Origin of the sequence: Bacillus siamensis KCTC 13613 (assembly GCF_000262045.1) — a bacterium.
GTDB classification, from domain to species: domain Bacteria; phylum Bacillota; class Bacilli; order Bacillales; family Bacillaceae; genus Bacillus; species Bacillus siamensis.
In genome coordinates, this window is record NZ_AJVF01000039.1 from 728,305 (window position 1) to 747,055 (window position 18,751).

At 48.3% G+C, this 18,751-nt stretch carries 20 protein-coding genes; 14 read left to right on the top strand and 6 right to left on the bottom strand.

The annotated features are described in order from the left end of the window. Positions 1-116 precede the first annotated feature (116 nt). From Y79_RS0112385 to liaR, 11 genes are all read left to right on the top strand, one after another. A complete protein-coding gene (locus Y79_RS0112385; RefSeq protein ID WP_016937963.1) occupies positions 117-1,061 on the top strand; it encodes an ABC transporter substrate-binding protein in 945 nt (314 codons plus the stop codon). Continuing rightward, positions 1,024-2,070, top strand: a complete 1,047-nt coding sequence (locus tag Y79_RS0112390; protein ID WP_016937964.1) for a FecCD family ABC transporter permease — start codon at positions 1,024-1,026, stop codon at positions 2,068-2,070. Before Y79_RS0112385 ends, Y79_RS0112390 begins: the two co-directional genes overlap by 38 nt. Continuing rightward, entirely contained in the window at positions 2,067-3,293 is a 1,227-nt protein-coding gene (locus tag Y79_RS0112395) for an ABC transporter ATP-binding protein (RefSeq protein ID WP_016937965.1), read from the top strand. Before Y79_RS0112390 ends, Y79_RS0112395 begins: the two co-directional genes overlap by 4 nt. Continuing rightward, positions 3,290-3,859, top strand: a complete 570-nt coding sequence (locus tag Y79_RS0112400) for a cob(I)yrinic acid a,c-diamide adenosyltransferase (protein WP_016937966.1) — start codon at positions 3,290-3,292, stop codon at positions 3,857-3,859. Before Y79_RS0112395 ends, Y79_RS0112400 begins: the two co-directional genes overlap by 4 nt. 164 nt (positions 3,860-4,023) lie before the next feature. After that, the gene (locus Y79_RS0112405) at positions 4,024-5,292 is read left to right on the top strand and encodes an MFS transporter (protein WP_016937967.1); all 1,269 of its coding nucleotides are present in this window, start codon (positions 4,024-4,026) and stop codon (positions 5,290-5,292) included. Between the two features lie 167 nt (positions 5,293-5,459). After that, complete coding sequence (locus Y79_RS0112410; RefSeq protein ID WP_016937968.1) at positions 5,460-5,840, top strand: protein liaI; 381 nt, start codon at positions 5,460-5,462, stop codon at positions 5,838-5,840. A 13-nt stretch (positions 5,841-5,853) separates the two neighbouring features. Further along, entirely contained in the window at positions 5,854-6,531 is a 678-nt protein-coding gene (liaH, locus tag Y79_RS0112415; protein ID WP_016937969.1) for a stress responsive protein LiaH, read from the top strand. A 105-nt stretch (positions 6,532-6,636) separates the two neighbouring features. Further along, complete coding sequence (gene liaG / locus Y79_RS0112420) at positions 6,637-7,506, top strand: LiaG family protein (protein WP_016937970.1); 870 nt, start codon at positions 6,637-6,639, stop codon at positions 7,504-7,506. Positions 7,507-7,534: 28 nt separating this feature from the next. Continuing rightward, complete coding sequence (gene liaF / locus Y79_RS0112425; RefSeq protein ID WP_016937971.1) at positions 7,535-8,266, top strand: cell wall-active antibiotics response protein LiaF; 732 nt, start codon at positions 7,535-7,537, stop codon at positions 8,264-8,266. Further along, positions 8,263-9,345 carry a two-component system sensor histidine kinase LiaS gene (gene liaS / locus Y79_RS0112430; protein ID WP_016937972.1) on the top strand — a complete coding sequence of 361 codons (1,083 nt, stop codon included), beginning with the start codon at positions 8,263-8,265 and terminating at the stop codon, positions 9,343-9,345. Before liaF ends, liaS begins: the two co-directional genes overlap by 4 nt. Then, positions 9,323-9,955, top strand: coding sequence for a two-component system response regulator LiaR (gene liaR, locus Y79_RS0112435; RefSeq protein ID WP_016937973.1), 633 nt, complete (start codon positions 9,323-9,325; stop codon positions 9,953-9,955). The genes liaS and liaR overlap by 23 nt, the downstream gene beginning before the upstream one ends. A gap of 43 nt (positions 9,956-9,998) precedes the next feature. Here liaR and Y79_RS0112440 read toward each other — a convergent pair whose 3' ends face one another. From Y79_RS0112440 to Y79_RS0112450, 3 genes are read right to left on the bottom strand one after another with little or no spacing between them, the layout of a single operon-like run. Beyond that, entirely contained in the window at positions 9,999-11,111 is a 1,113-nt protein-coding gene (locus Y79_RS0112440) for a Ger(x)C family spore germination protein (RefSeq protein WP_016937974.1), read from the bottom strand. Beyond that, positions 11,108-12,208 (bottom strand): spore germination protein, encoded by a 1,101-nt coding sequence (locus tag Y79_RS0112445; RefSeq protein WP_016937975.1) that lies wholly within the window; start codon positions 12,206-12,208, stop codon positions 11,108-11,110. Before Y79_RS0112445 ends, Y79_RS0112440 begins: the two co-directional genes overlap by 4 nt. After that, on the bottom strand, positions 12,183-13,625 hold the full coding sequence (locus Y79_RS0112450; protein ID WP_016937976.1) for a spore germination receptor protein GerAA: 1,443 nt from the start codon (positions 13,623-13,625) through the stop codon (positions 12,183-12,185). Before Y79_RS0112450 ends, Y79_RS0112445 begins: the two co-directional genes overlap by 26 nt. A 116-nt stretch (positions 13,626-13,741) precedes the next feature. Between Y79_RS0112450 and Y79_RS0112455 the strand changes: the two genes are divergently transcribed. After that, positions 13,742-13,927, top strand: coding sequence for a YvzF family protein (locus Y79_RS0112455; RefSeq protein ID WP_016937977.1), 186 nt, complete (start codon positions 13,742-13,744; stop codon positions 13,925-13,927). A gap of 67 nt (positions 13,928-13,994) precedes the next feature. Beyond that, positions 13,995-15,383, top strand: coding sequence for a class II fumarate hydratase (gene fumC / locus Y79_RS0112460; RefSeq protein ID WP_016937978.1), 1,389 nt, complete (start codon positions 13,995-13,997; stop codon positions 15,381-15,383). A gap of 36 nt (positions 15,384-15,419) precedes the next feature. Here fumC and Y79_RS0112465 read toward each other — a convergent pair whose 3' ends face one another. Beyond that, positions 15,420-16,295: a TetR/AcrR family transcriptional regulator gene (locus Y79_RS0112465; protein WP_016937979.1), complete on the bottom strand. Its 876-nt coding sequence runs from the start codon at positions 16,293-16,295 to the stop codon at positions 15,420-15,422. 178 nt (positions 16,296-16,473) lie between these two features. On the opposite strand from Y79_RS0112465, the gene spxO reads away from it, so the two are divergent. Continuing rightward, entirely contained in the window at positions 16,474-16,638 is a 165-nt protein-coding gene (gene spxO, locus Y79_RS1000000121285) for an anti-adapter protein SpxO (protein ID WP_007410067.1), read from the top strand. Positions 16,639-16,665: 27 nt separating this feature from the next. On the opposite strand, the gene cssS is transcribed toward spxO, so the two are convergent. Beyond that, positions 16,666-18,021, bottom strand: a complete 1,356-nt coding sequence (gene cssS / locus Y79_RS0112475; protein ID WP_016937980.1) for a two-component system sensor histidine kinase CssS — start codon at positions 18,019-18,021, stop codon at positions 16,666-16,668. Then, complete coding sequence (gene cssR, locus Y79_RS0112480) at positions 18,018-18,695, bottom strand: two-component system response regulator CssR (protein ID WP_016937981.1); 678 nt, start codon at positions 18,693-18,695, stop codon at positions 18,018-18,020. Before cssR ends, cssS begins: the two co-directional genes overlap by 4 nt. Positions 18,696-18,751: the final 56 nt, after the last annotated feature.

Sequence of the window (18,751 nt, forward strand, 5' to 3'; positions counted from 1 at the left end):
TCATGCAAAAAAGGCCGGATATACAAGCCTTCAAGACTTATAGTATAATTACTGCGAAAAAAGGATACGAATGTCAAGAAGACAATCGTTTACCGTAATCAGGGGGAGTTAAAAGAATGAAGAAGATCACTGCCGTCTGGGCGGCGCTCTTTGTCACCGCCGTTGTGACCGCCGGCTGTTCCGGCGCGCAAGAAGAAGGAAGCGCGGCCAAACAAAAAGCCGTTTCAACCGAGGCATTCCCGGTAACTATCAAGGATGCCGCAAATGACAAAGTAACCATGAAGCAGGCGCCCAAAAAAATCGTCTCCCTCATGCCGAGCAATACGGAAATTACATACGCGCTCGGACTGGGAGATAAGGTCGCAGGCGTCACGACAAATGATACATATCCGAAAGAAGCTGTAAAAAAACCGAAAGTCGGAGATATGAATGTAAACGCTGAGAAAGTCATCGCGCTGAAGCCGGATCTCGTGCTGGCCCACGCGTCCTCAATGTCTGCTTCCGCCGATGCGATGAAGCAGTTAAAAGATGCGGGCATCACCGTCTTAACGGTCAATGATGCGCAATCGTTCCAAGACGTGTACAAATCAATCAGTATGATCGGAAAAGCAGCCGGCAAAGAAAAGCAGGCGGACAAGTTGATCAAAAAGATGAAATCCGACCTTTCCGGCATAGAAAAGAAAGCGGCGGCGATTTCTGAAAAAGATGAAAAGAAAGTATTCGTCGAGGTTTCTCCTGACGGCTATACAACGGGAAAGGGCACGTTTATGAACGAAATGCTTGAAGATATACATGCGAAAAACGCCGCCGGCAGCCAGACCGGCTGGGTGCAGCTGACGGATGAAGCGATTGTCAAAATGAATCCGGACGTCATCATTACGACAGACGGCGTAAAGGCCGCTGAAGTGGAAAAACGCGCCGGCTGGGGTGCCGTCAATGCGGTCAAACACCACAACGTCTATTCTGTTGATCCTGACCTTGTCACACGCTCAGGCCCGCGCCTTGTAAAAGGGGTCGAGAAGCTTGCGGAAAGCGTTTATCCTGAAACGTTTAAAAAGTAACCGGCCGCTTGCTTACGCGGTCAGCCTGCTGTTTTTAGCCGTTTGTGCGGCGTTTGGCATTTCAATCGGCAGTCTGCATATTCCTTTATCCGACGTTTTTTGGATCGGGGTCGGCCGGACATCCTCGGCTGACCCTATGAATGTCAATATTATGATGAATATCCGCCTGCCGAGAGTCGTTCTGGCCGCCCTTGTCGGAGCCGCGTTATCCATTGCGGGAGCGGCGTTTCAAGGACTTCTGAAAAATCCGCTCGCCGACCCTTATACACTCGGGGTGTCTTCGGGAGCTTCGGCGGGAGCCGTGATCACCTTATTTTTCGGCTTCCAGATTCCAGTCATCGGCCGGTTCACACTTCCGGTTGTCAGCATCGCCGCAGCCATTGCGGTCATGGCGGCGGTTCTGTTTTTCAGCCGTCTCGTTCATGCGTCGCTGTCTGTTTCGACGCTCATTTTGACAGGCATCATCATGAATTCTTTTCTCGGAGCTCTCATTTCGCTTGTGATCGCTTTAACGGGAAATGACCTGCTCCCGATTGTGCGCTGGCTGTTAGGAAGCGTGTCAATGAGGGGCTGGGGCTATGTCGCGCTGTTTCTGCCTTTTTTTCTGGCCGGGACGGCGCTTCTGCTTATCAATGGCAGAGAATTAAACATTATGACTTATGGAGAAGAAAAGGCAAGGCTGTTAGGCGTCAGTACGGGAAAAAGAAAACTGCTGATGATCGCCGCCGGATCTCTGCTGACGGGAGGAGCGGTTGCCGTATCGGGGACAATCGGATTTGTCGGCCTTGTCATTCCCCATGTGACACGGCTTTTATGGGGAACGGATCATCGCCATTTACTCCCGCTGTCAGCATTGACGGGCGCCGGTTTTCTCATTTTGGCTGATTTGTTTTCCCGCACCGTCATTGAACCTGTCGAATTGCCGATCGGCATTATGACGGCTTTGGCGGGAGCGCCTGTATTTGCCTTGATTCTGCTTCGCCAGCATCATGGAGGGAAACGCTTATGATCAGGGTGAGCGGCCTGTCCGGCGGGTACGGAGGCCGGATGATTGTAGAGGATGTCAGCTTTACCGCCGGAAAGGGTGAATTTGTCGGCATACTCGGTCCGAACGGCTCAGGAAAAACAACGCTGATGAAATTGCTGACGGGGATGCTTTCTCCGTCAAAAGGCGAAGTGCTTGTCGCAGGCAGGCCCGTGGGCAGATACAAGCCGCGGGAGCTTGCGAAAATCATGGCCGTTTTGCCGCAGCATACGGAGCAAGCCTTTTCATTTACCGTGAAGGAAACGGTGTCTTTCGGCAGATACCCGTATCAAAAGGGGCTCTTCAGACAGATGGATCAACATGACGAAGACATTGTCCGGGAAGCGATGGAAATGACCGGCATCGACCGATATGCGCAGCAACCCGTCCGCAATCTGAGCGGCGGGGAGCGGCAGCGCGTCTTTCTGGCGCAGGCGCTGGCTCAGCAGCCTGAGGTGCTGTGTCTGGATGAGCCGACGACATTTCTTGATCTCAAATATCAAAAAGACCTGCTTGATACGGTGAAGCGGCTGACGAGAGAAAGCGGCCTGACGGTCATCAGTATTTTTCACGACCTCAACGCCGCAGGACAATACTGTGATCAGCTCCTGATGATGAAAGACGGACGAGCTTTTTCGAAGCAGACGCCGGATCAGGCTTTGAAAAAAGAAACGATTGAAGACATTTACGGCATCACCGTCAGTGCTGTCGGCCAAAAAGCGTCACCGAAACCGCTGATCGCCTTCATGCCGGAAGTGCGGGAGGAAAGAGAGTCCGCCAGCGTTCCGTTCGCCTCTTTGATAAACAAAAGCGGAAATACCGTAACGCTTCAAACAGACCGTCCGTTCAGAATGTTGTCAACCGCATCTGACGGCTCAGGCTTTTCGTGGAGCCGCCGGCTTACCGGATCAGCGGCGGCTGGTTTTGTCTGCCGGACGTTTGATTCGATAACGATTGCCGTGACCGCCAGGCACACCGTTTGGGTACTCATCAGCGGCCGCTTATCTGAACAAGGATTTGTACGGCTGTTAACGGCAGCAACGGAAGCGAGAATGCAGGCTCTTTCCGGCAGACAGGCAAACGGCGACATTGTCATTTGTGCCTTGCAGACAGGAAAGGTAATGGACGTCCGCCATGCGGAAAAAGCTGTGAGAAGAGGAACCGCGGCATGTGTAAAAGCGGCGGAAAAAGGAGGAACAGAACGATGAAGCTGTATACGAAAACCGGCGATAAAGGACAGACAAGCCTGATCGGCGGCAGAACGGATAAAGACAGTCTGCGGGTTGAGAGCTACGGGACGATCGATGAGCTGAACAGCTTTATCGGGCTTGCGCTTGCGGAGCTTGATGATTGTGAGAATTGCGGTGATCTGAAAGCCGAACTCAGAAACATTCAGCATGAGCTGTTTGACTGCGGCGCCGACTTGGCGACTGTCACGGAGAATAAGAGCTATACATTAAGAGAGAAATCTATTACCGTACTGGAAGACTGCATAGACCGTTATACCGCTGAAGCGCCTCCGCTTGAAAAATTTATTCTTCCGGGCGGGCATAAGGCGGCTGCTCAGCTTCACATTGCCAGGACCGTCACAAGACGGGCGGAGCGTCTCATCGTGAAACTGGGCAGAACAGAAGAGATAAATGACACGGTGATGTGTTACTTGAACCGCCTGTCTGATTATTTTTTCGCGGCGGCAAGAGCAGTCAACGCAAGACATGGCGTGAAAGATATAGAGTATGAAAGAAGCGCCGCAGTATTCCGTGAAGATGAATAACGTTTTGATTCAGCCGGCGAGAGGAAGCCGGCTGTTTTTAACGGCGATATCCATCAATTGAACCCTTATTGCCAGAAGGAAAATGTATCTTATGCATTATTGACTGAAAAATTAAAAAATGAGATATTATAAGAAACATTGTAAAAAAATGGGGGATTTGATAGATGGATACAAATCATAAGAGCGAGAGCATCTGGAATAAAAATTTCACCTTTCTGTTTATCTCAAGGCTTGTTAAATTGTCGGGAGACGGTTTTGCCTTTAATTCCATTCTCTGGTTTTTGATTTTTGACGGTGAAGGGGCGATCGGCACGGCGCTGTTAATTGCGGTTACGTTCCTTCCGGAGGCGATGCTGGCGCCGATTACCGGGCCTTTTATGAAGCAGCATACGCTGAAATTCTGGATGTATTTTTCAGACCTCACGCGCGCGGCGGTCGTGTTAATCATTCCGGTCTGTTATTTTAACGGTTTTTCTCCTTTATGGTTTGTGATGCTTCTCATGATTGTGCATTCAGCCACCGGAGCTGCTTATAATCCTGCATCTATCTCTTTAATCCCCAATATTGTCGGAGAAAACAGCCTGCAGAAAGCGAATGCGGTCATCCAGTCATCAGGCCAGATCGTCAGGCTTGCCGCCATTACGCTGAGCGGGGTGTTTTTAACATTTATCAGTCCCGCCTATTCTTTGTTTATCGCACTTATATTCTATCTTCTATCAGGTTTTCTCGTACTCTTTATGTCATACCAAGTTCAGCATGACAAACAGGATACCGCCGCCGTCAGACAGCGCGGGACGTATTTCGGAAGGCTTAAACGGGGTTTTGTGCTCGTCAGAAAACACCAGATTTTATACCCGCTCGCCATCTATTGTATTTTCATGAACTTTGCGGCCGCTCCGTGGGAGGCGCTTTCCGCCGTTTACGTCGCCGAAGATTTACATATGCCGCCGATCATTTACTCGCTTCTGAAAGCGACAGGCACGGGCGGAGCTTTTTTAATGGGTTTTATTTTGGCTAAGGTGAAGGTGAACAAATACGGTCTCCTGTTTGTGTCAGCGGGAATCATAGAAGGGGCGGCATTTTTCATCACCGGCATCAACACGTTTCTGCCGCTCGTCTTCCTTGCGGCGTTTGCGTTCGGATCGGCCGTCAGCGCCATAAATGTGCCGGAGTATACCATTATTCAAACGTCTGTGGACCATGATGATCAGCCGCAGGTCTATGCCGTCATCCATATGATCTCCAACATATCCATTCCGCTCGGTGCGGTTCTTTGCGGGTATGCGGCTAACGCCTTCGGTCCCGGAAAAGTCATTGCCGCCGGCGGTCTTGTTGAAGTCCTGTCAGGTCTCGGGATATTGTTCTTTACGAAGCTTGCCAAAGCGGAACGCACTGATCTCATCAAGGAAAAAGAAGCGAGCATCAGAATATAGCATTCTTGTAAAACGCCCTGCGCCGTCCGGTGCAGCGGCGTTTTTTTGTCGTAAGGGTCGGGGGGCTTATACGACTCCGGTCTGATATGAAAATCAATCTCTGATTCGTTTTGCCGGCCGGGGGATTTGTTTATAGTAAAGACAAGGAAATCGAAAGGAGGATCTGCATGAATATAAATGTAAAAACGGCAGGCGGCTTTCTGCTGATTGTGTTCGGACTTTCTGTCTTTTTCGGAGGAGGCCACTTCGCGTTTATCATCCCGCTGGCGATCGGAGGCCTGATGCTTTACTGGGGAATCAAACGTTTCTCAAATGGCAGCGCCGTATCCGGTATCATCGCGGGCGTCATCGGAGCTATGATTCTTGTCGGCTCTCTTCCATTTATCGTTGCCATCGGACTGGCCGGCGCCATGGTGTATGGCGGATGGAAAATGATGAAGCAGGGCGGCTCAGACACCGCTTCCCGCCAGTATGAACCCGAAGCGGCATCACCGGGCTACCAATCCGGCTTTGACTCTGAATGGGAAGAATTTTTGAAGAAAAAATAAGGAGGAAGACAAAATGGTCTTAAAAAGAATAAGAGATATGTTCGTCGCATCTGTTAACGAAGGGCTTGATAAATTAGAAAATCCGAAAGTCATGCTGAATCAATATGTGCGTGATATGGAAGGTGACATCGCCAAGGCGAAACAAACGATCGTCAAACAGCACACGATCGTCCATCAGTTTAAGAAAAAACAGGAGGACGCTTCCGAAACGGCGGCAAAGCGGAAAAATCAGGCTCAGCTTGCTTTTGACGCCGGGGAAGAGGAGCTTGCGAAAAAGGCTTTGACTGAAATGAAATACCTTGAGGGAAAAGCGGCCGAACATGAAAAAGCGTACGAGCAGGCGAAAACACAGCTGGCCGAGCTGAAAGAACAGCTGGAAACCCTGGAAACGCGTCTTCGCGACGTAAAGGATAAAAAACAGGCGCTCATCGCCCGCGCCAACGCAGCAAAAGCGAAGGAACATATGAATGCTTCTTTTGACAAGATTGACAGCGAAAGCGCCTACAGAGAGTTTCTCCGAATGGAAAACCGCATTGAAGAAATGGAAGTCCGCGTCAAATACGGCACTTCAGCTGAGGCGAATACAGAACACAGCCGCTCGCAATATTCGGACGAGGTCGAAGCTGAGCTTGAAAAAATGCGCTCGCTTTCTCTGGAGAAAACAGAGCATCAAAAAGCGGCTCATGAATAATGTGCACAAGGGAAGGTCGGCGCTTTTACGCCTCTTCCCTATACGCACGTATCAATTATCCGGCTTTTCCTTTATAATAAAATGAATGAAAAAGGATGGAACGTAATGAAGCGTAAGATTGCCAAAGGGCTGATGGCGGCGTCCGTTTTGATCTGCTGTCTGTTTTTGGTGAAAGAAGTGTTTGCCGGGCGTTTGTTTTCGCTGTACGAAACAGAATCGGTATCGGCAAGCGTGCCGCCTCATGCCGTCAAAAGCCTGTCCGTTTCGTCGGAACAGACGGATGTGAAAATCATTGCGGAAGAGCGGAATGACATCGCGGCAAACATGACCGGACCGGCGGGGAAAATGTTTGTCCAAAGCAGGGGGAAAACCCTCAATCTCAAAGCGAAAGAGAAACGATTCCAATTTTTGAATCTCTTTCAGCGTCCTCTGCTGATTGTCCGCATCCCGTATGAGTATCATCAGGACATCACCGTCCAAACATCAGGCGGCAGCATTTCCGTTGACGGAAACAAGGGGCTGTCTCTTGCGCATCTCGGCGTCCGTTCTGTAAGCGGGAACATATCGCTGAAGCATGTGAAGACGGATGTGTTTAAAGCGAAAGGGCTGTCGGGCGATCTCGAAGCAGCCGATCTTGCGGCTGAAACGGCGGAAGTCCGCTCATCCTCAGGACATACCGGGCTTCATCATGTGACGGGAGCCCTTGACGTGAGGGTCGCTTCCGGCAGTGTCGACGCCTCGCTTGAGACGGCGAAGGCTCCCGTATCCGTCAGGCTTGCGAGCGGCAGCGCAGCCATCAGCCTGCCGAAAGACGGGGATTTTACAGTAAACGCCGAAACGGCAAGCGGAAGGATTCAGCCGTCCTATTCCTTTGAGAAAACGAGTAAGGAAGGCGGGACCTTCACCGGCATGAAAGGCAGCGGCGCCAGGCCGATAGATATAAAAGTGACGAGCGGCAATATTGCACTGCAATAGACAAGGAAAGGAGGGGCAAGCAGCTGACATGGCAAAAAAACAGATTCTCGGACTTATCATCGCCTTATTAGGCGTCAGCATGTTTTTACGTATTATCGGCATCGGCGACTTCCTGTTTTGGCCGCTCTTTTTTCTGATCACAGGCTATATTTTTAATAAATACTCCCGCGGCTGGCTCGGCTCCGTCCTGTATATCTTTGCCGCTTTTTTATTTTTGAGAAACCTGTTCAGCGCCACCTTCAGCCTGTTCGGCTATGCCTTCGCCGCCTTTCTCATTTACGCGGGCTACAGGCTCCTGAAAGGAAAGCGCGTATTTGAGCATAAAGAAAAGAAAATCAGCCTTGAAAAAGAAGAACAGCCAAAGCCTGCCGTCCAGCCGGAAAGCAGACAGCCGGATCTCCGGAGCTTTTTTATCGGCGAGCTGCGCATGATGAAGGACCCGTTTGAGCTGAATGATTTAAATGTTTCCGGGTTTATCGGTGATGTGAAAATTGATCTATCCAAGGCGATGATACCTGAAGGAGAAAGCACGATGACAATCAGCGGTGTCATCGGCAATGTTGATGTGTACGTCCCGTCCGATATCGAAGTGTCCGTCAGTTCATCAGCTTTTATCGGCGATATGAATCTGCTCGGTTCTAAGAAAAGCGGCATGAGCACGAATCTGTATAAAGTGTCTTCTGAGTACGGCGACTCGCCGCGGCGGATTAAAATATCAATTTCTCTATTCATCGGCGATGTGGATGTGAAGTATTTATGAGGAAAAAATTACTCGCCAATATTCAGTGGCGCGCCATGCTGATGACCGCGGGGCTCAGTCTGCTCCTTTGCGCGGTGTTTATTGCGCTGATGCTGTTATATTACGGGCTTGATCCGATGCTTTTGTTTTCTTCCGGCTGGTTCGGTATTCCGTTTGTGGTCATCCTGCTTTTGGCGTCCCTTTCGGCCGGACTGATTTCCGGTTATGTATACGGCGGCCGTCTGAAAACAAGAATGGATACACTGATTGAAGCGGTTTTGAAATTTGAAAACGGCAATTTCGCTTATCGGGTGCCGCCGCTCGGTGATGATGAAATCGGTCTGGCGGCAGACCAGCTCAACGAAATGGCCAAGCGGGTCGAGCTGCAGGTCACATCGCTGCAAAAGCTTTCCAACGAGCGGGCGGAATGGCAGGACCAAATGAAAAAATCGGTCATCACTGAAGAACGCCAGCGGCTGGCGCGCGATCTGCATGATGCCGTCAGCCAGCAGCTCTTTGCCATCTCTATGATGACATCCGCCGTCTTAGAGCAGGTGAAAGATGCGGATGACAAAATCGTCAAACGGATTCGCATGGTTGAACATATGGCGGGGGAAGCGCAAAACGAAATGAGGGCGCTGCTATTGCATCTGCGGCCCGTCACGTTAGAAGGAAAAGGTTTGAAAGAAGGGCTGATTGAGCTGTTAAAAGAGTTCAAAGCGAAGCAGCCGCTTGATATTGAGTGGGATATCAGCGACACGGGTGTGTCAAAAGGCGTTGAAGATCATCTGTTCCGAATCGTACAAGAGGCGCTTTCTAACGTTTTCAGGCATTCAAAGGCGACCAAGGTCACCGTCAGACTCGGCGCGAAACATCAAAAACTTCAGCTTAAGGTCATTGATAACGGGGCGGGTTTTACAATGGATCAAGTCAAAGCCTCCTCTTACGGTCTGCATTCCATCAAGGAAAGAGCGAGCGAAATCGGCGGCATAGCGGAAATTATCTCAGTGAAGGGAAAAGGCACGCAGATCGACGTGAAAGTCCCGATTTACGAGAAAACAAAAGGAGAGAACGACAGTGATTCGAGTGTTACTGATTGATGATCATGAAATGGTCAGGATGGGTCTGGCCGCGTTTTTAGAAGCGCAGCCGGACATTGAAGTCGCCGGTGAAGCATCAGACGGACAGCAGGGCGTTGATCTGGCCGCCGCGCTTTTGCCGGATGTGATTTTAATGGATCTTGTCATGGACGGCATGGACGGCATCGAAGCGACGAGACAGATCTGCGCCAAACTCGATGACCCGAAAATCATCGTGCTGACGAGCTTTATTGATGACGATAAAGTGTACCCGGTAATCGAAGCGGGAGCGCTCAGCTATTTGCTGAAAACGTCCAAGGCGGCGGAAATAGCCGAAGCCATCAGAGCGGCTGCCAAGGGCGAACCGAAGCTTGAATCGAAGGTGGCGGGAAAAGTGCTGTCAAGGCTGCGCCATTCAGAGAACCAGCTTCCGCATGAAACGCTGACGAAGAGAGAATTGGAAATCCTCTGTCTCGTCGCGGAAGGCAAGACGAATAAAGAGATTGGGGAAGAGCTGTTCATAACGATTAAAACGGTGAAAACCCACATCACGAATATATTGTCAAAGCTTGATGTCAGTGACCGCACGCAGGCCGCCGTATATGCCCACCGCAATCATCTCGTGAAATGAAAAAAGGAGAGCGGCGCTATGCACACTCTCCCCGCAGGACAGGTCATTGGGACATTCCTTTTGTTCCGAAATCTCTGACGGCGACTTTGACTTTGTATTCAATATCTGATTCACTGAAATGACGGTCCCAGTCAGAGGCCACCTTTTGCCACTTATCGGGGTAATGAATGCGGACCTGGTCGCCTAACCCGGTAATATCCACTTTTAAATCATGCTGCAGATAATCGATGAATGTCATGACATCCGAATGGATGCTTCGTTTTACCGCGTTTTTGATTTCATTTATATAGGACTCCTTGAAGGAATCTTCTTTCGGGTTCCAATCCTCAGACAGGCGGCCTTCAACAAACCGGGTGACGATAAACTTGAATTTTCCGTTTTTATATTGTGTTTTTACATCATATTTGCTTGAAAATACCTCGAAGGATAAATAATAATTGTCATGCTTTGCAAACGTGACGCCCCCTTTTACCGTCCCTGTGAACAGGTTCATATTCTGGACTTGTAAAGGCGTTAAATTCGCATACCAGAATTTATTTTTTATAATGGTAGCGCCCCAGATTTCCAGTCTGCTGCCCACTTTGCGCACTTGAGGAAGGGCAAAGGTTTCGCCCTTGGCGATTCTCTCGGATATTTCCCCCAATGTCACAGGCTCCATCATCCGGATGGTGACGGCATTATTTTCCGTTAAGTCATAGATGGTATTTGACGCAGGCTCCCCCTGGTCGCTGACATTGAAAATATCTTTCGTTTTATCCGGCACCGTCATCACATTGCAGCTTCTTCTCGTTCCGTTGTCCCTGACAAACTGGTTCATTAATGCGTCAAACGGGATGTTGTCCTTTAACAGCGCTTCGGAAAACAGCATGATGCGCAAGTGCTGGGAGAAAGCGGGGTGATTTTTTAACGATGCCGTCCTTAAGGCTTGGTGAACGGTTTCTCCGGAAGTGGAAGTCACCTTTGTCGGATTGCTTGATGTCGACTGCTGGGAACTTGCTTTTTGCGGGATCAGAATCTGCTGCGTCACTTCCACGTTTTCTTCCTCAGGTTTATCGAGCCCGACGCCGATAACGAGGCTCAAGTCTTCTATATTACGGCTGTCCCAGCACCCCGTCAAAAGCAATGAGCAAAGAAAGATTACGATGTATTTCTTCATTGCGCTTTTTTCACCTTCCTTTTCACAGCGACGACTGCAAACATCAGTAAAGGCAGCAAAAAGAAACCTAAGAAGATATAGCCGAGAATATCACTGAACATCATCAGCTTGTTCGCGTCCTTTGGCATCAATGACCCCAAGAATGTCGCAATCCCTACGAAGATGATGCCTTTTTTCTGCTTCAGCCCGAAAATTTTATGAAGGCCAGATGTCGCGAAATATCCGTACGATACATAGGTGGCGAAAAATTGGATAATCCAGACAACAAGTAAAAAGGACTCGAACCGTTCGATAAAAAGCCCTTTGATTTCAAATGATTGAAAGAGCGCGATCGTAGGCCAGATCATTGTTTTGACATCCTGGGTGGTTAAGGCGCCGACGACGAGCACGTAGGTAATGATGTATAAAATAATCGGGATGCCAAAGCCAATGGCCGACATGCGGAACGTGTGCTGTTTATTTTTAAGGTACTCTGGGAGAAACAGCATAATTTCAATGCCCAAGAAGGAAACAGAAACGACGGTCAAAGAGGCCATAACGGGAGAAAATCCCTGGCCGAGCACCGGCCGCAAGTTGTCTATATCAAATATTTTAAAGCTGAAGGAAAACACCGTCAGCAAAATAATAATCGTAATCATTAAATAGAAAGGAAAGAGCCTGCCGATATCACTCATGCCGCCGATAATCAAATAAACGGAACAGGCGATAAAGATAATCAGCATGACCGGCACGGGGGTTTTTTCCAATAAAAAGAACTTGACCATTTCCGCCATCGCACGGGCTTCGAAGCTGGCGACTCCTATAAAATAGAGACAGATCACCAGGTTGACGATATTGCCCGCCCATTTGCCGAGACCTTCATTCATATAATCAAAAAACGATCCGTATTGATGCTTTTTCATAATGAGCGTATTGAGATAAATCAAAAAGATAAAGATGACGCCTTCCAGACATAATGCGATCCAGCCGTCCGGCGAATTTGCCCTCGCTGACAGCGACCGCGGCATGGTGAGGAGCCCCGCCCCGAGCATCGTGTTGGCAATCAATGCCGTCCCTTGATAGCTTGTAAGTTTATTGTGAGTTGTTTTCTGGCTCATTTACGTTTTTCGCCTCTTTTGGTTGATTTTTAATAGGGAGACGGAGAATGGAATCGCTTGCGTTTTTTAAGCTGAAAAACCCATTCGGCGAGAAATATGGAGAACCGAAGCTTCGCTGTCTCGATAAATGGGTGTATATCGCCAGCATAAATAAAATCATGCCGTACAGCCCGAATGCTGCCGCAGCAAACATTGAAATGAAACGGAGCACACGGAATGAAAGCCCCATTCCGTACTGCGGCACCGTGAATGAAGCGAGCGCGACAATGCTGACCACGATGACCATGATGGAGCTGACAATATTCGCTTCAACGGCCGCCTGGCCGATGACGACTCCGCCCACCAATCCGATCGTCTGGCCGAGCGGGTTAGGGAGCCTCAAACCCGCTTCTCTCAGCAGTTCTATCGTAATTTCCATCACCATTGCTTCAATGATGGGCGGAAAGGGAACGTTTTCTCTGTTCGCCGAGATAGTGACTGCAAGCGGCGTCGGCAGAAGCCCTTGGTGAAACGAGACGAGGGCGATATAAATGGCTGAAAAAAACAGTGTGATAAAAATAGACGTAAACCGCAGCGCCCGAATGAGCGAGGCGGAAATCCACCGTTCATAATAATCGTCGGGAGACTGCATTAACATTCCTAAAGAAGCCGGAACCACCAGCGCAAACGGTGAGTTGTCGACAAGGATGGCGACGCGGCCGTTAAACAAGGCGGAGGAGACTTTATCAGGCCGTTCCGTATTTTGTATTTGCGGAAACGGCGAATACTTATTATCCTCAATAAGCTCTTCAAGCGTCCCGGAATCCTGAATGTCGTCCAGCTTCACTTCGCTGAGGCGTTTTAAAACATCGCTGACGACAGACGGGTCAGCCTCATCATCTATGTACATGACAGTGGCGTATTTTAACTTGCTTTCTCCGAGCGGAACCTTTTTCGTTTTCAGCTTCGGATGGTTCGTCCGCTGCCTGATCATGGCGACGTTTGTATCAGAATCCTCTATGAAAGCGACCTTAGGCCCTCTTACAACCTTTTCGGAGGTAGGTTCTGTCACGCTTCTTTTTTCTCTTTTTCCCGTGGAAAGAATGTATACGTTATCAAGGCCGTTAATAAACACGGCGCATTTCCCCCGCAGAATGGAAGTGACGGCTTCTTTCGCCGCAGTGACGGGACGGGCGTCAATCTGTTCAAGACGCTTCGTCACTGCCTCCAGCGTCAGGGTGTCTTCTCCCTGCAGCAGCGTTTCAATCGCTTCTTTTATTTTGTCTTCATCGTTCATTTCACTCAGATACATATAATAAAAAACAAGCCCGTTCGGAAGCATTTTTTTATTTTGAACCAGGTCATCGTTCGGCTCTAGGTGGGGCAGCACCATAGCCAGATTTATGTGTATGTATTCCTTGAATTCCGATTGCGCCATCAACTGTCACCCGCCTTCCATTCCTTAATTGAGGTTATCTTTTCCTGTTAAAAAAATGATATACTATGATAAAGTAATTAATGGTACAAGTTTTTTTATGAAAGCGGAGGAGAGATGTGGCACAAGTCAGACTGGCAGGAAATGCCGAAGAAATAGAACAGCTCATCAAATCATTTGAAGCGCATTACGAAGTGGCTTACACGTCGAAGGAATACCGAAAAACAAATCCGAAGTACAAATACTCTAAGGATTCGCGCGTCTATCTTGAGCTGAAATTAAAAACGGCCAAGACCGAAAAATAAAAAGGGTTTCATCGGTTACTGGCGAATAATACTCAGGGTGAAGCAACTGTTATGGAGGGATACATAAATGGACTACAGAATTGAAAAAGACACCATGGGAGAAGTTAAAGTTCCGGCAGATAAATTTTGGGGCGCTCAGACACAGCGCAGCAAAGAGAACTTCAAAATCGGTTCAGAAAAAATGCCTCAGCGTATTGTGAAGGCGTTTGCAATTTTAAAAAGGAGCACGGCGATCGCTAACGAACGCCTCGGCAATTTAGAGTCTGAAAAAGCACAGGCGATTGCCGCTGTATGTGATGACGTATTAAACGGCAAATACGACGATAACTTTCCGCTCGTTGTCTGGCAGACGGGAAGCGGCACACAAAGCAACATGAATATGAACGAAGTGGTGGCCAACCGCGCGACTGCTTTATTGAAAGAAAAAAATTCTGATCTGAAGATTCATCCGAATGATGACGTCAACCGCAGCCAAAGCTCAAACGATACATTCCCGACGGCGATGCACGTTGCGGCGGTCCTTGCCGTATATGAGCAGCTCGTTCCGGCCCTTGATCAGCTGCGCGAGACACTTGACGAAAAAGCGAAAGCGTATCAAGACATTGTGAAAATCGGACGCACGCATTTGCAGGACGCGACTCCGCTGACACTCGGACAGGAAATCAGCGGCTGGGTATACATGCTTGACCGTTCTAAAGAAATGATTCTTGAGTCAACGGAAAAAATCCGCGCGCTTGCGATCGGCGGCACGGCAGTCGGTACGGGAATCAACGCCCATCCGCAGTTCGGTGAATTCGTCGCGGAAGAAATCACAAAAGTAACGGGGCAGACGTTCAAAAGCTCGCCTAACAAATTCCATGCGCTGACAAGCCATGATGAAATCACTCACGTTCACGGTGCCTTAAAAGCATTGGCTGCCGACCTGATGAAGATTGCCAACGATGTCAGATGGCTGGCAAGCGGCCCGCGCTGCGGAATCGGCGAAATCGTCATTCCTGAAAATGAGCCGGGAAGCTCTATCATGCCGGGCAAAGTCAACCCGACGCAAAGTGAGGCGCTGACAATGATCGCCGCGCAAGTGATGGGAAATGACGCGACAATCGGATTTGCGGCCAGCCAAGGAAACTTCGAGCTGAACGTCTTCAAGCCGGTTATCATTTATAACTTCCTGCAGACAGTGCAGCTTCTCAGTGACGGAATGAATTCCTTCCATGACAAATGCGCTGTCGGTATTGAGCCGAACCAGGAAACCATTCAGGAAAACCTTTCTAACTCATTAATGCTTGTTACGGCGCTTAACCCGCACATCGGTTATGAAAACGCCGCAAAAATCGCCAAGCTTGCCCATAAAGAAGGCCTGACGCTGAAAGAAGCGGCATTACAGCTGAACCTTCTGACGGAAGAACAATTTAATGAAATGGTGCGTCCGGAAGATATGGTGCACCCGAAAGCATAAACAGAAAGAACGGCTGCAGTCATTGCGGCCGTTCTTCTAAATAAATTGCTGTTTCAGTAAAAATCTGAGCTGTTCTGCATCTTCAGCCAGCAGGTCGGATTCCTTCAAATTCAGAATCATTCCTTTGATGATTGCCGGTTTCGGCGACTTTTTCTTCATTTCCGCTTCAAGAATATCCAAGCTCTCGGTGTATTCAGATGCTTGCGGCTTGTCCATCGTGCTGATGCGCGCACGGAGGGTCTGCAAGATTGATTGGCTTAAAGGATCGGGCTTCCCGTTATGAAGAGGCCCAAACAGTGAGCTTGCCTCATCAAGAGAAATAAACGCTTCATCATGTCTGTCCGCCATTCCGTTTACGATGTCATCAATTCTGTGAATCACGGTATTTGCGAGAAGCGCAGGCTGTACAGACCGGCCGGTCAGAATGAGATATTCAAGATACATCTGACTGATTCCTTCTATTAAAAAACAAAGCTCGGCGGTGTATGGTTCGGCTTTTTCTCCGTAAATAGCAAGAAGACTGTCGATATGAAACTGCAGGATCGACCGGCGGATTCTCTTTCCGCACTGGGCCACTTCTTCGGTATAAGGAAGTGAACCGTCTTTCATCTGCACGGTAATAAAATCTTTATGGGCGAGAATCGATTCATAAAACACCGCAAGCTGTTTTTGATAAGCGGCTCTCGGGCTGTCACCCTCTGTTTGGATCGTCGTGATTCGGGTAAACGTCTTATCATAGTAGTAATTCAGCATGGACAGAAGCAGTGCTTCTTTGGAAGGAAAATGAAGATAAAAAGCGCCTTTTGAGATTTTGCATTCATCGGCGATTTCCTGAACCGATGTTGATTTGTACCCTTTTCGGGCAAACAGTTTAATTGCTGCTTCAATAATCAGCTTTTCTTTTTCCTTCAATGGTTCCACCCTTTCGGAGCCAGGAGGCTGGCTTGTGCTTCACGTGTGTGACTATATGGTCATATTGATATTCTGTAAATTTAACCTGATTGTAACTTGTTTTTTTGTCTTGTTTTATTTATATTATAAAGTGAGCTGACCGAATGGTCAAAGTTCTGGCGAAAGGGTGAATCTGAAAATGAAAGAATTAGATGAAATGATCAGCCGCTTGCGAAACAGAGGAATTAAAGTCGAAAAGGTGAAATATCCGAAAAAGACGATTTGTGAAAAGAAATGGGTTCATCAATGCCAAAAACCGCTGAAAACAAACTACAGAGATTTTAACGGCTACTCCTTCACATAAAAAAAGACTGCAATGAAACACTACAGTCTACTTTGGTATGATAATCCGATAGATTACACCCGATTGGTCATTTTCAATTGAAATTGATGCTTTATGCAGGGTTAAAATCCGTTTTACGATGCTGAGTCCTATGCCGAACTCGCCTTTCTTCCCTTTATTAAAAGGCTCGTACAAGCTGGATAGCATCTCATCCTCAATCGGAGGCCCGTCATTTTTAACCGTCATGACAATCTGCTGCTGATTTTGGCTGATCCGAATGTGAATCGCCGTTTCTGCATAGCGGATTTGATTTTCAAGAATGTTTTCGAGGAGCTTGCCCCATTGTTCCGGATCACCGGGCATCATCAATACATCTTCTGTTTCAAAGGTCCACGATAATTCCTTCCGGGCCCATTTGAGCCGCTCAACGACTTCTTCCGTGACTTTCACAAGGTCAAATGTCTCATGGTGCACCCGCTGCTTCATTAAATAATCAAGCTTCGTTAAATATAATAAATCCTTAATTTTCTTCTCAAGCTTTTCTGCTTCGCCTTCAATGACATCAATTGTGTTTTTCAGGTCCCCCTTAGGAAAAATCCCGTCCTTTATTGATTGAGTATAGCCCCTTATCACCATGACAGGCGTTTTTAAATCATGAGAGATATTTTGCAGGAGCGTTCTTTCCGTTTCATCCTTTTGCACCAGCTTGCTCCGCATGTCTTCAATGGTGTGGCCTAATTTTCCGATTTCATCTTTTCTGTCGACGATGACCGGATCATCCCAGTCCTGTTCGGAAATCCGTTTGACATGCTTTTCTAAGGAGACGAGCGGACGCGAGAGATATTTGGCAAGCCAAATCGCCGGAATCCAGCTTAACAAAATGACGCCGGCAAGGATAAAGAGCAGCTGCTTAAACAGGGTGTATGACAGATCATCACGGTAAGAATCAAGCGCATATGACAGCATCATCGCATCCTGACCGTTAATGGTGAGGCCTTTTTTAATGACGAAAAACACTTTTTCCCCGCCGATGTCCGCGCTGTATCGTTTCGTGACGCTGTGCTGGCGGCCCGCGAGCTTGTACACCTTATGGATAAAGGAAGAAGAAAAGTAGTTTAAATCTTTGTCGCTGGCAGATTCCTCCCGTTCCGGCAATAGAACGTGCTGAACGGATCGGAAAGTCGTCGGAGCGGTCGCGTCCTCACTGTAATATCCCCGCTCGATCGACCCGGGCAGCCGGTACTCCGTCAGCACATGCTGTTCATTTTCAATGGTCGTGTACGTTTCATCCGTGAAAAAATCCCGCAGCGTATTTGAGAACAGCACGAGCAGCAGAATCGAGATGGCTAAAAGGATACCCGAGATGACCACCCATATTTGAAAAGCAAGCGGCTTATTTTTCATGATGTCATCATCCTGTAGCCGAATCCGTAAATGGTTTCAACCTTTAAGCCGGGCATTTTTTTCCGCAGCCTCCGCACAAGATCATCGACCACCCGGTCAGTGCCGAAATAGTCATGGCCCCATATTTTCAGCAGAATATCTTCCCTGGAAAAGGGGTGTCCTTTATGGTGAAGAAATAAAAGCAGCAGATCAAATTCCTTAGACGTCAAATTGACCAGGCTGCCGGTTTCATCATAAACCTCTCTGGCATCTTCGATCACATTGTAGGTGGAAACGGTGAGGCCGGTTTTTTTGGGAGCGGGCTGTTCTTTATACACAAGCTCCAGCAGTTTCTGAACCCGTATAATGAGCTCTCTCGGCAAAAAAGGCTTGGCGATATAATCATTGCTTCCAAGCTCTAACCCGAGAACTCTGTCAATATCGGCATCCCGGGCGGAAATGAAAATGACCGGCACATCGGGATCTTTTTCTTTTATTTCTTTTATTAATGTATAGCCGTCCGTATCCGGCAGCATGATGTCAAGAATCCACAGGTGGGGAGACGGCTGCATCTGCTTTCTGGCTTCTTCGCCTTTTGTGAAAGATGTAATGTTCCAGCCTTCATTCTCTAAATATTTTGTGAGCAGTTCATTCAGATTGTCCTCATCTTCAACTAGATAAATGGTGTATGACAAGGCAGTTCACATCCTTTCAACGTCATTATACTAGTTTTAACACACTCAGGCCGCAT